The organism is Halobacillus sp. A1-3, assembly GCF_050971765.1.
Classification (GTDB): domain Bacteria; phylum Bacillota; class Bacilli; order Bacillales; family Halobacillaceae; genus Halobacillus; species Halobacillus mangrovi_B.
Genome location: NZ_JBPCEO010000002.1, coordinates 173,898 through 188,206, shown reverse-complemented (window position 1 = coordinate 188,206; position 14,309 = coordinate 173,898). Strand labels below are relative to the sequence as shown.

General features: G+C 39.8%; 14 protein-coding genes. 10 read left to right on the top strand and 4 right to left on the bottom strand.

All coding sequences use genetic code 11. The features are described 5' to 3' along the window. The first annotated feature begins 209 nt into the window (after positions 1–209). Positions 210–1,004: a TerC family protein gene (locus ACRYKC_RS03685; RefSeq protein WP_433805321.1), complete on the top strand. Its 795-nt coding sequence runs from the start codon at positions 210–212 to the stop codon at positions 1,002–1,004. Positions 1,005–1,050: 46 nt separating this feature from the next. On the opposite strand, the gene ACRYKC_RS03680 is transcribed toward ACRYKC_RS03685, so the two are convergent. Further along, positions 1,051–2,949 (bottom strand): LTA synthase family protein, encoded by a 1,899-nt coding sequence (locus tag ACRYKC_RS03680; RefSeq protein WP_433805320.1) that lies wholly within the window; start codon positions 2,947–2,949, stop codon positions 1,051–1,053. Positions 2,950–3,270: 321 nt separating this feature from the next. Between ACRYKC_RS03680 and ACRYKC_RS03675 the strand changes: the two genes are divergently transcribed. From ACRYKC_RS03675 to ACRYKC_RS03645, 7 genes are all read left to right on the top strand, one after another. After that, on the top strand, positions 3,271–4,353 hold the full coding sequence (locus tag ACRYKC_RS03675; protein ID WP_433805319.1) for a hypothetical protein: 1,083 nt from the start codon (positions 3,271–3,273) through the stop codon (positions 4,351–4,353). Positions 4,354–4,502: 149 nt separating this feature from the next. Next, entirely contained in the window at positions 4,503–5,363 is an 861-nt protein-coding gene (locus ACRYKC_RS03670; protein WP_433805318.1) for an AraC family transcriptional regulator, read from the top strand. Positions 5,364–5,374: 11 nt separating this feature from the next. Beyond that, positions 5,375–5,776 carry a nuclear transport factor 2 family protein gene (locus ACRYKC_RS03665; RefSeq protein WP_433805317.1) on the top strand — a complete coding sequence of 134 codons (402 nt, stop codon included), beginning with the start codon at positions 5,375–5,377 and terminating at the stop codon, positions 5,774–5,776. Positions 5,777–6,058: 282 nt separating this feature from the next. Next, a complete protein-coding gene (locus ACRYKC_RS03660) occupies positions 6,059–6,967 on the top strand; it encodes an NAD(P)/FAD-dependent oxidoreductase (protein ID WP_433805316.1) in 909 nt (302 codons plus the stop codon). Positions 6,968–7,165: 198 nt separating this feature from the next. After that, positions 7,166–7,435, top strand: coding sequence for a 30S ribosomal protein S14 (rpsN, locus tag ACRYKC_RS03655; RefSeq protein ID WP_433805315.1), 270 nt, complete (start codon positions 7,166–7,168; stop codon positions 7,433–7,435). 216 nt (positions 7,436–7,651) lie between these two features. Further along, the gene (locus ACRYKC_RS03650; RefSeq protein WP_433805314.1) at positions 7,652–8,020 is read left to right on the top strand and encodes an ArsR/SmtB family transcription factor; all 369 of its coding nucleotides are present in this window, start codon (positions 7,652–7,654) and stop codon (positions 8,018–8,020) included. Between the two features lie 18 nt (positions 8,021–8,038). After that, positions 8,039–10,657 carry a heavy metal translocating P-type ATPase gene (locus ACRYKC_RS03645; protein ID WP_433805313.1) on the top strand — a complete coding sequence of 873 codons (2,619 nt, stop codon included), beginning with the start codon at positions 8,039–8,041 and terminating at the stop codon, positions 10,655–10,657. A gap of 176 nt (positions 10,658–10,833) precedes the next feature. Here ACRYKC_RS03645 and ACRYKC_RS03640 read toward each other — a convergent pair whose 3' ends face one another. Continuing rightward, positions 10,834–11,271, bottom strand: coding sequence for a CHRD domain-containing protein (locus ACRYKC_RS03640; protein WP_433805312.1), 438 nt, complete (start codon positions 11,269–11,271; stop codon positions 10,834–10,836). Positions 11,272–11,529: 258 nt separating this feature from the next. On the opposite strand from ACRYKC_RS03640, the gene ACRYKC_RS03635 reads away from it, so the two are divergent. Then, positions 11,530–11,880, top strand: coding sequence for a YqfO family protein (locus ACRYKC_RS03635; protein WP_433805310.1), 351 nt, complete (start codon positions 11,530–11,532; stop codon positions 11,878–11,880). 265 nt (positions 11,881–12,145) lie between these two features. Then, the gene (locus ACRYKC_RS03630; protein WP_433805708.1) at positions 12,146–12,469 is read left to right on the top strand and encodes a YnfA family protein; all 324 of its coding nucleotides are present in this window, start codon (positions 12,146–12,148) and stop codon (positions 12,467–12,469) included. A 78-nt stretch (positions 12,470–12,547) separates the two neighbouring features. Here the strand turns inward: ACRYKC_RS03630 and ACRYKC_RS03625 are convergent, their stop codons facing one another. Both ACRYKC_RS03625 and ACRYKC_RS03620 read right to left on the bottom strand, forming a co-directional pair. Further along, positions 12,548–13,600, bottom strand: a complete 1,053-nt coding sequence (locus ACRYKC_RS03625) for an iron-containing alcohol dehydrogenase family protein (protein WP_433805309.1) — start codon at positions 13,598–13,600, stop codon at positions 12,548–12,550. After that, positions 13,593–14,249 (bottom strand): MtnX-like HAD-IB family phosphatase, encoded by a 657-nt coding sequence (locus tag ACRYKC_RS03620; RefSeq protein WP_433805308.1) that lies wholly within the window; start codon positions 14,247–14,249, stop codon positions 13,593–13,595. Before ACRYKC_RS03620 ends, ACRYKC_RS03625 begins: the two co-directional genes overlap by 8 nt. Positions 14,250–14,309: the final 60 nt, after the last annotated feature.

Genomic DNA, 14,309 nt, shown 5'->3' with positions numbered 1-14,309 from the left:
TAACTTGGTATATTACTAATTAGTTTAAAAAGGGGAGTAGCTTTAACAGTAGGTGTCGTCATTACAGAGTGATAGATTTACTCTCGGCACTACTGGTGACTGTATAGTTGCTAGCGAGACCTTTGCCAACAAGGTAAAGGTCTTTATTTGCGAGGTCTTTACTGCGTAAAAGTGGTAAAGACCTTTATTTATTTGAAAGGAGAACGTTTATGGAATCAATTTGGTTAGAATATGGATGGACATTATTGATCCTTATTGGATTAGAAGGGTTATTGTCAGCGGATAATGCTCTTGTTTTGGCTGTTATAGCCAAACACCTGCCTGAAGATCAGAAGAAAAGAGCGATCAATTATGGTATTTTCTTTGCATTCCTATTTAGATTTGGAGCACTTTTCGCGATTTCATTTATCGCTACTGTGTGGCAAGTACAAGCCATCGGAGCCGCTTATCTCATTTACTTAGGACTTAAAAATATTTTAGGTAAGTCTGAAGACGAGGAGGAAGGTTCAGCTGATGGTCATCAGGCGAAAGGAAAGGGCTTCTGGCCCACTGTCGTCAAAATTGGAGCAGCAGATTTAGTTTTTGCTATTGATTCAATACTTGCTGCTGTTGCATTGGCATTGGCGCTTCCAAGTTCACCACTTCCAGAGTTCGGTGGAATGGATGGAGGTAAATTCTTAGTTGTCGTCATCGCAGGGGTGGCTGGTCTGGTCTTAATTAAATTTGCAGCCACCTGGTTTGTGAAGCTGCTTGAAACACGCCCTAGCTTGGAAACAACTGCTTATTTAATAGTAGCCTGGGTCGGTGTGAAACTTGCTGTCATTACACTTTCACATAAAGAAGTCGGTGTGTTGGATGAACACTTCGCACACGGACTTGCCTGGACGATTATTTTCTGGACTGTGTTACTATCCGTTGCCATTGGCGGCTGGTTTTTGTCAGGCCGGGATTTATCTCAACAGAAGAAGAAAAGGGAAACCCTTTATGAAAAGTCAGGATCTTAAAGAAAAAGACAAGCTCAGAGTTATCCTCTGAGCTTGTCTTTTTTTCTTATTCTGACTGTTTGTTTTCTTCTTGTTCACTATCCATAAACCTCAACAAGTCACCGTATACGACTTCGTCAGAGAAACCAAGTTCCGTTTCTGCTTTTTCTTTTAATGGGGCGCAGGATTTAGCATCAATTTCTTCTCCTGTTTCTTTGTCGTAACAAATATCTTTTTCAGCAGCGTAAACGTACTTATCAGTGACGACACTTCCATCACGAAAGATGGTCATATCTTCACGGTTTTCTTTAAATAAGTCTGTACCAAACTGCACGTCATTTTCTTGCTCAATGCCCAACAGGTTAAGAATTGTAGGTTTCAAGTCGATTTGTCCACCTACGGTATCCATCTCTTTTCCTTCCATTCCAGGTACGTGAATGATCAATGGTACCTTTTGCAGTTGGATGTGCTCAAACGGGCGAATTTCTTTTCCAAGTATCTCACTCATGGCACGGTTATGGTTTTCAGAAATACCATAGTGGTCTCCATATAAGACGAAGATTGTATCTTTATATTCTCCCTGTTCCTTCATCATTTGGAAAAACTTCTTAATAGATTCGTCTTGATAACGCATCGTTTGGAAATAACGGTCGACGGATCCGTCACCTGTATTCGCTGGTTCAATCATTTTATTTTTTTCATTGTTTAAGATATATGGGTAATGGTTTGTCATTGTAATGAACTTCGCGTAATACGGCTTGTCCAGACCTTTCAGCTTCGGCATGGACTGTTCAAAGAATGGAATATCCTTCAATCCATAGTTTACGGAGTTCTCATCCGTCACGTTATATTCTTTTTTAGAGAAATAATGGTCATACCCAAGGCTTTGGTACATGATGTCACGGTTCCAGAAACTTGCGTTATTTCCGTGGAAACTTACCGGCGTGTACCCGTGATCCTTCACAATCTCTGGAGTAGCGTTATATTCATTTCCTGCATTGGTTGTAAATACAGCTCCTCTAGGAAGTCCATACATAGAGTTATCAATGATGAACTCTGAGTCAGACGTTTTACCTTGTCCTGTGTTGTGATAAAAATTACTAAAGTAAAAACTATCATCTTTCAAATCATTCAAGAATGGTGTGATTTCTTGACCATTCAATTTCCGGTCGATTACAAAGTTTTGGGTAGACTCAAGGGATACCAGTACAACGTTTTTTCCTTCTGCTTTACCGAAGTACTTTCCTTTTGCACCCATTTTACCTTGTTGAGAATTTACATAGTTTAAAACTTCCGTCAATTCGTTACTATCTGCCATAACACGGTGAGACGAAGTTTTCGCTGTCATTACCGTATCATAGATATGATAGTTGTAAATTCCTAGTAATTTAACGAGTTTTGCACGGTCGAACGTTCTCACTAGCAACTGAGGTCGTTCCATTTCAGCTAAACTTATATTCACTGCTGCAAACCCTAGAGAAGCTGCAAAAATCATCGCAACGGTTCTTCTGCGGAATTCCATCTTAGGTCGAACTTTTTTGGCAACAAGCCATGTAATCAGAATGACGATATCAACCCAATACAGGATGTCCATTGGATGAATAAGTGCTTTAGCGCTTCCGCCGAGATCCCCGAAGTTCTTATATTGCATAAGAACTGGAAGAGTAATGTAATCGTTGAAGAATCTGAAATACACAACGTTTGCATATAAAGCAAAGGACATTAAGAAATAAATCGTCATAAATGCTTTGTTTCTTCTCTTAGGAGAGAAGAAGAACGATAATCCTAAGAAAAATAGTAAAGAACTAATTGGTGTAATCACTAATATAAACTGTTGGATCCAATTTTCAATATTTAATGTGAACGCACTTTGAAGAGCGTAATAGGTTTTTGCCCAAAGAAACAGTGCAGCAATGGCAAAGAAAAACCAGCCCTTGTTTAATAAATTTTGTTTTTGATTCAACATAGGTAACCTCCTGGTATTCTATATGTTAAACATTTTTATAAATTAACAGAAACTTTACTAAAAGTAAACTACATGTTTATGCTAAATTATTAAGTATTTGTTACAATATTAGGGTTTGATAGATTGAAGATAGCACCACGAATAGGTATAGCCGATTGAGTGGTCATCTAAACCTTTTTCCTTATGAAATAAACTCTAAGGTAAAATGTGTTATTTTTAGTACAAACCACCGAAATAACGTACTTATTTATTTCCTTTAAGATATACTTGAGGTAAATCCATAAATGGAAAGTGGGGAAACGCATGCCAGCTTCTTTTTCCTTGAATCAAATTGCTTGGAAACTTATGTTGTTCTTTCTCTTCTTAATCATCCTTCCGAATATCCTCGTCATGCAAGTTCAGCTCGTCGGTCCAATTGACGATTTTGTAGGTATTGGTACCGCACTTGATCTTGTCGTTATTTTGCCTCTTTTACTCTACTTCTTTGGATTTAAGAAGAGAGTATCGTGGGTGGTATTGGTTGCCTTTATGTTTTTGGGGTTGCTGCTTGCAAACTGGGTCATTCCTCAACAAGCAGACGGGTACCTCTCCTATTTTAACCACTCTGTCATTATGCTCGAAGCATTAGTAATTTTCCTCGAGCTAGTTCTTCTTATTGCAGTCGTTAAGAGATTTCCTTTGTTAATAGAGAATTATAAAATCGCCAAGGAGAGCCGTTATCACTTTCTATCTAGTTTTACTCATGCCATTCAACAAACCTTCTCCTTCAAAATTAACCATTTAAACAAATTCCAGAGCACACTGAGAATTTTAGCTACCGATATAGCAGCTATATACTACAGTTTGTTCAGCTGGAGGAAAACAGCACCTGTTATTCCCGAAAGCCAAGGCAGTGCTTTTAGTTTCCACAAAGACGGAAGTTATCTGGCTGTCTTCATTATGCTTGTCCACGCTATGGCCATTGAAATTATCGCCGTTCATGTCATGGTCGCCATGTACAGTCACACACTTGCCTGGATTCTCACTGCCTTTGATGTATATGCGTTACTTTTTATCATTTCAGATTATCAAGCTATAAGACTCGCGCCCGTCGTACTTGACCAGAAAGGCATTCATTTTCAAAAAGGTATCCGATATTATGGATTCATCCCCTGGAAAAAGATAGACGCTGTCATGAAAAATACAAAGACACCTGAGGAAGTGGCAAGAGATCGGAATTGTTTTGAGCTTGCCCTTCACGGTCTTGAAAAGGAATTTATTCCTTACGTCGTAAAATTGAAAGAACCCGTTGAAATAAGAAGGTTTTTCGGGTTTAAGAAGAGGATTCAAACCGTTTACGTAAAAGTTGATGAACCTGGGATTTTCTACGACAGAACCCAACGTTATATGAGGGAAGATAAGTAGAAAGAGAGGGTGACTTAAATAGAGCATTCTCCTTTTTACTGGGGTATAACAGGGGAGAAATCCCACTTTATCAACCTGTTCTTACAAAGCAGAAACGGACAGGATTTTGCCATGATGTAAAGATAGTATAGAGTCAGGGAGTGATTCATTTGACGCTTGTTCAATTATTACAAAAGTCAATTAATTATATGGAAGAAAATTTGCTCCAAAATATCTCCATTGAGGATATCGCCAAGCAGGCCCATACGTCCGTTTTTCACTTTCAGCGAATGTTTACATTGTTAACGGACATTCCCGTTGCCGAATACCTCAGAAGAAGAAGACTGACTCTTGCGGCGCATGAGCTTTCAACCTCAAACATTAAGGTAATTGATGTGGCTTATAAATACGGCTATGACACTCCTGAGTCTTTTTCTAAAGCTTTCAAAAAACAACACGGTATTTCTCCAAGAGAAGTAAGAAGTTTTAGAGGAAAGATGAAATCCTACAATCGCCTGGTGATCCAGGTAAATGTGAAAGGGGCAGAACCGATGCAATACAAAATGGTGGAAAAAGGTCCAATTCAGGTGGTCGGATTGAAGCAGGAAGTTTCTTGTGCAAATGGAGAAAACCACAGGGTAATTCCACAACTTTGGGATAAGGTAAATGCGGATGGAACAGGTCAAACGTTATTCGGAGTAAATGACGGAGCCATTAAAGGCGTGCTAGGAGTATGTGTAGATAAAAGTAAAACTAAAGCCAATCATATTGACTACTGGATTGCAGCCGCCCATGAAGGAGAAGTACCTGAAGGCTTTTCCAAACTTGACCTACCTTCTTCCAAGTGGGCCGTATTTGAAGTGCACGGTCCTATGCCAGATGCGATTCAAAAGGTTTGGAAACTAATTTACTCTGAATGGTTTCCATCCAGTGGATATGAACATGCAGGTACACCTGATCTGGAAGTATATTCTGAAGAAGATCCATATAGAGAGGATTATTACTCAGAGATATGGATCCCAGTTAAATAGGAGGTGCAAAATTGAACAATCGGGAAGAAGATCTAGAGGTTATTTGTGATGACGATTGCGGAAATGCTCCGAAGAAACAGTTAATTAAAGAGTTTAACCTTGCTTTTGCAACGAATAACGTGGAGTTTGTAATAAGTTGTGTCTCGGATGATATTAAATGGAACATAGTTGGAGATCAATTCATCCAAGGTAAAAAAGCTTTTTCTGAAGCCCTCCAGCAGATGAAAGAAAGCAACATCTCAAAAATTCATATGAAGAACATCATTACCCATGGACGCACTGGTGCAGCTGATGGAACTCTTTTCTTCAATGGGGGTAAACAAATTCATTTCTGCGATATTATCATGTTCACAAGTGCAGGGAAACAGGCAAAAATAAAAGAATTGACTTCTTACGTTATTGAGGAATCATAAATAACATAAATCTCCTCCGTATCCTTGCTGGGGAGATTTTTTCTAGTGACAATAATGAACCGTCTTGCTGAGAATAACTTAACACCAGGTTATTCACTAATAATATTATCCTCCTTATCCTGAAGACTCAGTTTCGAAGCTGTTACGTAGAAAAAGTATAGTGAATGGAAAACGACAGCTAAATTATAGAGTGTTTCTCCCCTTAGAAGTAAAACTCCATACATAATGGAAAGGATCGAGTAGAAGAATAAGGAAAGGGCATTTGAAAAGGAGACGTTATTCATGACTTACGATTGCATCATCATCGGAGGCGGTATTGGAGGGTTGCAGGCATCTATTCAGTTGGGGCGATACAATAGAAAAGTATTAACGATTGATGCAGGGGAAGGGCGATCCACCTTGTGCAGAAAGTACAATAATATTCTTGGCTTCCCAAATGGGGTAAGTGGAAAAGAACTAAGACAAGCTGGAGTTACACAAGCAAAAGGGCTTGGAGTCGAATTTTTAAATGATGAAGTTACTCGTCTACATAAGGAACCTGAAGGATTCACTGTCGCTGTGGAAAAGGGAAGCCTATTCAAAGCAAAAACGGTGCTTCTTGCCACAGGAGTGAAGGACAACCTTCCAGCAATTCCAGGGATGAAGGAATGTCTTGGTCTATCCCTCTATATTTGTCCAGACTGTGATGGGTATGAGATTATGGATAAAAAGACAATTGTCATCGGCTCAGGGGATGCAGGCGCTGCAATGGCTGAGGTCATCCATTACTGGAGCGAAGATATTATCTACATTAATCATGATGGAGCTGATGTTTCAAAGAAGAGAAGGTTGGCAATGGAAAATAGGAACATTCTCGTCCAAAATGAAAGGATTGAGAAAGTTAACCACCAAAACGGTTCGATAGGGAGTGTGGAGACAGCAGGGGGAAAGGTCATTAAGGCTGAAAAAGGATTCTTAGCGTTTGGCGGTAACAAAGTTCAGTCAAAGTTAGCAAGTAAGTTAGGTGCAGAGATGAATGAAAAGCATCATCTTATCATTGATTCTCGTACAAAAATGACGAGTGTTCCTGACCTTTGGGCAGCAGGAGACATTGCGGCACACTCTGAACTAGTCACAGCGGCAATGGGGGAAGGAGCAATTGCTGCCATCTGGATACAGAAACGACTACTGAAGGGAACGCCGAGCGTGTAAAATCCTAAAGGCTTTACAAATGTATTCTTTAGGTATAAAATAAATCGTAATAGTTACTATTAATCGATTATCGCGCGGTCGAAAACCCCGCGATATATTTTTGTTAATTTTTTATTAGTAACCATTACTATTTACGCACACCGAATAAATAGACATTTTTCATATTAAAAAATATATAATAAGGAGGATTTTCACTGTATGGCTAGAAAGTCAAAAGTCGTTAAAGAAAAGAAACGACAAGAAATGGTCGCTAAATATGCAGACCTTCGTAAAGAGCTGAAGGCTAAAGGGGATTACGAAGCGTTGAAAAAGCTTCCCCGTGACTCTTCACCAACTCGTCTGAATGGACGCTGTGGAATTACCGGCCGTCCGCGTGGATATATGAGAAAATTTAATATGTCTCGCATTGCTTTTAGAGAGTACGCTCATAAAGGGCAAGTACCTGGCGTTAAAAAAGCAAGCTGGTAACAAGGTGAGGGCAGTAATCTGTCACATCGTTATTCTCTTAAAAAACAACGGATCCCTGTGATCCGTTGTTTTTTTATAAGAGCTGTAAAAGAGAGTCTAAATGGAGGTCTCATTTCATTCAAATGCCTATTTGAATGAAAAGTATTGACTTCATTCCATCAGAAACATACACTATAAACAAACATTCAAATGAATATTAGAATGAGGGTGTATAGATTGAGTGAAAAAGTATTAAAGACTACGAACAAAGATACATGCGATACATTTTGCTACGATGAAGACCTAGTCCAGCGTGTCCAGCCCAAAATGGATGACGTTCTGGGTGTAGAGTTGATCTTTAAAGCGTTGTCAGATTCTACGCGCTTGAAAATCGCTTACGCGTTAACGCTAGAAGAGGAACTGTGTGTCTGTGATGTTGCAAACATTATCCGTTCAACTAATGCTACCGCGTCACACCATTTACGCTTATTAAGAAACATGGGATTAGCTAAGTACCGTAAAGAGGGAAAGTTAGTTTTTTATTCTTTAGCTGATGAACATATTCACCAGCTTGTGAAGATTGCTTTGATTCACGCGAATGAATAATGAAGGTTAATTGGAGTGATGGAAATGAGTCGCATCGAAGAACATCCGAAAAATAGTTGCTGTTCAAGCGAATCATCAGACAATACAAGCACACCAACGCTTGAATCTGACATAAATGCATCGTGCAGTGTAACTAAAGAACAAGATAGATTGAGCTGGAGTACTTCTGAGAAAGAAAGTTCCTGCTGTGGAACTACAGAAAAAGATAGCCCGAATATCAGTACTATAGAGAAGGAAAGAACATGCTGCAGTACTTCAGAAAAAGAAAGCTCTGGCTGCTGCTCAAGTGAACAAGGAGCGGGGGAGAAGTCAAAACAAAATATCTCACCTTCGGTATCTCTGCGCACTTATAAAGTGGAAGGGATGGATTGCCCTTCATGCGCGGCGACGATTGAGAAAAGTCTTGGAAAGAATGAAAGTATTCAATCAGTAGAAGTCAATTATGGAACAGGGAAGCTGAAGGTAGAAGCGTCCAGCGAAGCTGTCCTTGATGAGGTTCCACAACTGGTTCGTAAACTAGGATTTGATCTAACCCCTCCGGTAGTTAATCATCAGGCTGAAACTTATGTGATTGAAGGGATGGACTGTGGTTCTTGTGCCCAGACCATCGAAAGGCATCTAAGTCAGCATCCAGATGTAAAAGAGGCACGGGTTAATTTTTCTACCGGAAAATTACAGATCCAACATACAGCGTCTCCGAGTGTCATTATGAAAGAAGTAGAAAAATCCGGGTTTAAAGCAACTGTGGATTCAAAGGTGAAAAAAGAAGAAGCGGTAAAATCGAAACCGAAAGACCTTAGAACGACGATTTCCGGCAGTTTCTTAGCGCTCGGTTTTATCGGTTCGTTTACAGCTCTTCCTGAAATTTTTGCCGTACTGTTTTATGCTGTATCCATAGTTGTCGGAGGATATAAACCAGCAAAAAGTGCATTCTATTCCATTAAAAGTGGTTCATTAGATATGAATGTCCTAATGGCTTCTGCTGCTCTAGGAGCTGCCCTCATTGGCGAGTGGTTTGAAGGAGCAATGGTTGTCTGGCTGTTTGCCCTTGGGAACACGCTTCAGAACAGATCGATTGAACGTACGAGAGACTCAATTCGAAGTTTAATCGACCTGACTCCTTCAGAAGCAACAGTGAAGGCTGGAAGTGGATGGGTTAAAAAAGCGGTAGAGGATGTGTATATAGGAGAAGTCCTTTTAATTAAGCCGGGAGAAAAAGTTGCGTTGGACGGGGAAATCATTTCTGGTTCCTCGAGCTTAAATCAGGCACCAATCACAGGGGAGTCACTGCCTGTCGATAAAAAGCAAGGAGATGAAGTATTTGCTGGGACCATTAATGAGCATGGATCGATAGAGGTAAAGGTTACAAAGCTTGTGGAAGACACGACCATTGCGAACATTATCCACCTTGTAGAAGAGGCACAGGCCCAAAAAGCCCCTACTCAAGCATTCGTCGATCGATTTGCAAGCGTTTATACACCCATAGTGTTTATCCTTGCTCTCCTTATCATGGTCTTCCCTCCGCTTTTAGGATTTGGAACATGGGGAGATTGGATTTATAAAGGGCTTGCGTTATTAGTAGTGGCGTGTCCTTGCGCATTAGTAATCTCTACTCCAGTAGCGATCGTTTCTGCAATTGGCAACGCCGCGAAGAATGGTGTGCTCATTAAAGGAGGTACCTTCCTAGAAAAAGCTGGAGCAATTACAGCAATGGCTTTTGATAAAACTGGTACACTTACAGAAGGAAAACCGAGAGTAACCCAGCTTGTTGATTTGAGTCATAATAGGGATGATTTGTTATCGATTGCCCGTACCATTGAAGAGTATTCGACCCATCCGATCGCAAGTGCGATTACGTCTTACGCTAAAGAAAGACATATTTCTGTAAAAAACGGAACCAATTACGAAGCGATTGCAGGGAAGGGTGCGAAAGCTGTGATTGATGGTGTGGAATATTTCGCAGGCAACCCTAAACTTTTCAAGGAGATGAATATTGCCTTAGATAAGGTCAACGGTGAAATTCATTCCATTCAAAACGACGGAGGTTCCATTGTCCTTATTGGTACCCGTAAAGAAGTGTTAGGTATCATCGGAGTTTCTGATACAATCCGTGAGATCACGGTTCAATCGATCCAGAATTTAAAGCAGGCTGGTTTAAATGAATTAGTTATGCTTACAGGTGATAACGATGGCACAGCGAAAAAAATAGCTTCATCAGCTGGAGTGGACCGATATTTCTCTGAGCTTCTACCTGAAGATAAGGTCAAGGCCGTTAAAGAGCTTCAAGCAGAAGGAAAACGCGTAGCTATGGTCGGTGACGGAATCAATGATGCTCCTGCACTGGCTACTGCTGATCTAGGGATCGCGATGGGAGGAGCAGGAACGGATACCGCAATGGAAACAGCTGATATCGTTCTAATGGCAGATAACTTGGAAAAACTTCCGCATACTATTCGTTTAAGCAGGAGAACCTTAGCCATCATTAAACAAAACGTCTGGTTCTCTCTTATTACGAAATTCGCAGCCTTGCTGTTGATCTTTCCTGGCTTACTCACGTTATGGATGGCTGTTTTAGCTGATACAGGAGCGGCTCTGGTCGTAATCATTAACAGTATGAGATTATTAAGACAAAAATAGAGAGGTTCGCCTCTCTATTTCTTTGCATTAAAATAGCGGTAACTCGAATTAGGTGAGATTTCTTTTTTCAAAGAGATTGTAATCAACTATTAAAGACTTCTAATAAAAGAAGCCTTTAGGGTAATGAAGAAGTAAGGGGCTGTTTTATATCTGAAGAGAGGACTGTAGAAATTACTTTAGTATTTTTTTTGAAGAGGGATGATTTGTCCCCTGATTTCTCCACCAGGATTCTGCTCTGTATGGACGTTTACATACGTAAGTTCTTTTTCCATAAGCTTGAGTAGGTCTCTAATATCTTTAACACCTACATTGTTGTCTTCGATATCTTTACTCGTTATAACACCCCTAACTACTCCTCGCCGTGTAGTTATGCCGTTTTGTTCTTCTAGAGTCATTAGATCAGCACCAAAAAGGAAAACAAGCACCGGTCCATTTTCTTTACGGTTACCAAAGTGAATGTGGGCTTGAACGAAATTTTTAATATCTTCGACTTCAAGATGGAATTTTATTTTCGTACAATGTTTATTAGCTATAAATTTAGCCACTCCGAAAGCATTGGTATCTACTGGAGGAACTTCGTTTCTTCCTTTCAGTTTTGCTATGAATTTTTCCATTATTCTCACCTCCTATAATTAACTAAGATAGTATATGTATTTCTATACCAGCTTGTATAGTTAAAGGAAACAACATGAATCAACTTTTTTAAGACAATATTAAAAATTCTCAATAAAGAGTAAGACCTTAAATCCATTAAGAGCAAAACTATTTAGTATCCCAGAACTAAAACCAAAACTTATACTATTCAACTAAATAACAGAAATTATAAATGGTGATAGTATTAGATCTAAATTAGTAGTAGGAGGAGATTGGGTATGAAGCTAATACAAATCTATAGAATTAGAACGTTTGTTGTACCAGAATACCTAGATAAGGTAGTTCATGGAGTGTTAGCTATCGATGACTTAAGGTATGGGAATTATAAAAATGTAATCTGGAATTCTGAAGGTGGAATAGAACAGTTTGTTCCATCTGAAAATTCCATACCAAAAGAAGGGACCATTGGAGAGACAACAAAAGTTAATTCACTTAAAGTGGAATTTTCTATCCCTAGAGATGAAGAGTTACTAGCAAAGATTATTGAGGAGGGCATTTACCCTCACCATCCTTGGGATGAGCCGGTTGTACAGGTGATTGAAGCGTTAGAATCAAGAAAAAACAGCTAAAATTACTGGTCTATTTAATTGCGATGAGAGGACCGGAAAACGTTAGCCATCATTAAACGGTATTGCTGTTTCTCAATCATTACGAAGCTCGGAACAATGCTATTAACCTCACGTATGAATGGGTGTTTTAGCAGACCCGGGAATCATTTCTGGTCATGACCATTAACAGTATGAGATTGATAAGACAAAAATAGAGAAGGGGAGCTCTCTATTTTTTTACATAATCAAGGTGTGAAAATATATACGGTTTGGAGGAAGTCTTTTGATTACTGTTGTTTTACTATTTGTAATCGCAGGTGTAGCTGAAATCGGAGGCGGTTATTTAATTTGGTTATGGCTGAGAGAAGGAAAACCATTTTCCTTTGGGATCATTGGTGGATTATCTCTAGCCCTTTATGGAGTGATAGCGACCTTTCAGTCTTTTCCATCATTCGGCAGAGTCTATGCCGCTTATGGCGGGGTCTTCATTGTATTGTCTGTATTATGGGGATGGGGGATAGATCGAAAAACACCTGATTTCTACGATATTCTTGGAGCAGGGATTTGCATCGTAGGGGTGGCGGTTATGTTGTGGGGGCCACGAGGTTGAGGTTCCGTAGTACATTTTTATAAATAAAGGTTTTGTGTGTAAAAAATAAAAGGAACCCGTTGGCGAGTTCCTTACCAATTACATTAAGATGTCCCTCATAACTTCATCTTCTTCTACAAAACGTAATGCTTTTGTACGATACTCTTCTTGGTGCAGAAAAGTATAGCGGTTCGGCTTGATGAGCGGACTCTTTTCAATCGCTTGCTGAAAGTCTTGTTTTTTCATCTCAAGAGATTTTACATAATCAAAAAAACCCGTTCGGCTAAACACCTTCTGCATTCGTTCTGCCCGGTGTTCATGGACATTTGCCATGATATAGGTGGCGATTCCTACTTGAATTCCGTGCATCTGTGGATGTTCTGCATACTTGTCTAAGGCGTGTGAAATTAAATGTTCTGAGCCGCTGATCGGGGCGCTGTTTCCGCTGATGACGGTAGCTACGCCTCCCATCGTTAAGGAGCTGACGAGCTCTTTTAAAAACGTAGGGTTTTTGATGTCTTGCATCGGTGTTCGTATAAAGCTATTGACGGCTTTTTTACTCAGCATGGATGCAAAAGCGTTCACATAGCCTACGCCTTGAGACTCTTCGAACTCCCAGTCATAAAGCGCAGTTATGTTCGACATCAAGTCACCAACGCCAGCCAAAATGAATTTGTCAGGGGCATGCTGGATAATATCAAGATCGGCAACGATTCCATAAGGAACTTTGGCGGGGACCGTCGTTTTTTTCCCTCCAATAAGCAAAGAACAGTTGCTGCTCGCAAAGCCATCATTGGATGAAGAGGTCGGGACACTGATGAATGGGGTCCCACGTGAAAAGCTGATATACTTCCCGTAATCAATGACGGAACCTCCTCCAATGGCCACAATGACGTCATACGGGTGAAAAGAAAAAGCGTACGTAACAAGCTCTCTTAAGTCCATCTGATTGTTCAAAAGGACTGTCTCAAGTTCTAATGTAGAAAACGCTCCCCGCACTTCTTGCTCGAACTGATGAAAAGTAAAATCATCAAACAAAACGAGTACTTTTTTAAAGCCATGCTTGTTAAGCAAAGCTTCCAAGTGGTAAATTGCTCCGTTTCTAATCTCCAGAATAGCAGGTATGGGGATGTTTGTTATAGGATTACTCATGAGAGATAAAACCTTCCTCTTTCAATTTTTCTTCCACATCCCTAAAGGATACTATAGGAACAAAGGGCACACCTTTTTCTGTCAAAATATCCTGGAGTGCTTCTTTGGCAAATGTAAGGTCTGCATAAATAGCAGGGTGGGAATCTGGCTCGCTGTCCCCTACGAAATGTACGGTGTCATAGGTTTCTTTTAACTCTTGAATGACCTTTGACTTGTCAATGCCGTAACGTTCGGAGTAGTGTCGGTGCTCAGGATCTATGTTCATATGTATATTCTTTTTCTCATAGTATCCTTCATTTGATAGGACCGTTACATTCTTAACGCCATACTTCTTAAGAATGTGATAGATATAATAATCTGTACCTGCACTTAGTACGTATACATCAGCACCGTTTTGTTGGACTTTTTCTATAAAAGCAGGGAAGTGCTCGTCAATCGGGATGTTCAAAATATCATCGATAATTTTTTCTTCCTCTTGGTCTATGGAAGAGAAGATTGTGCTCAGGAAGTCAATATCTTTCATTTCACCTGCTTTCCACTTTTTAAAAAGCTCTTCTCCTTCTGGATAGTACTTTTCAATGACAACCCAGTAAAAATCTTTATTCGAGATCGTACCATCAAAATCGGAAACAAATGCCCACTTTTTCATCTTTTTCCCTCCTATATTAAGCTTAATATTTACTTCTATTGTAACGGACTATTGACCTTC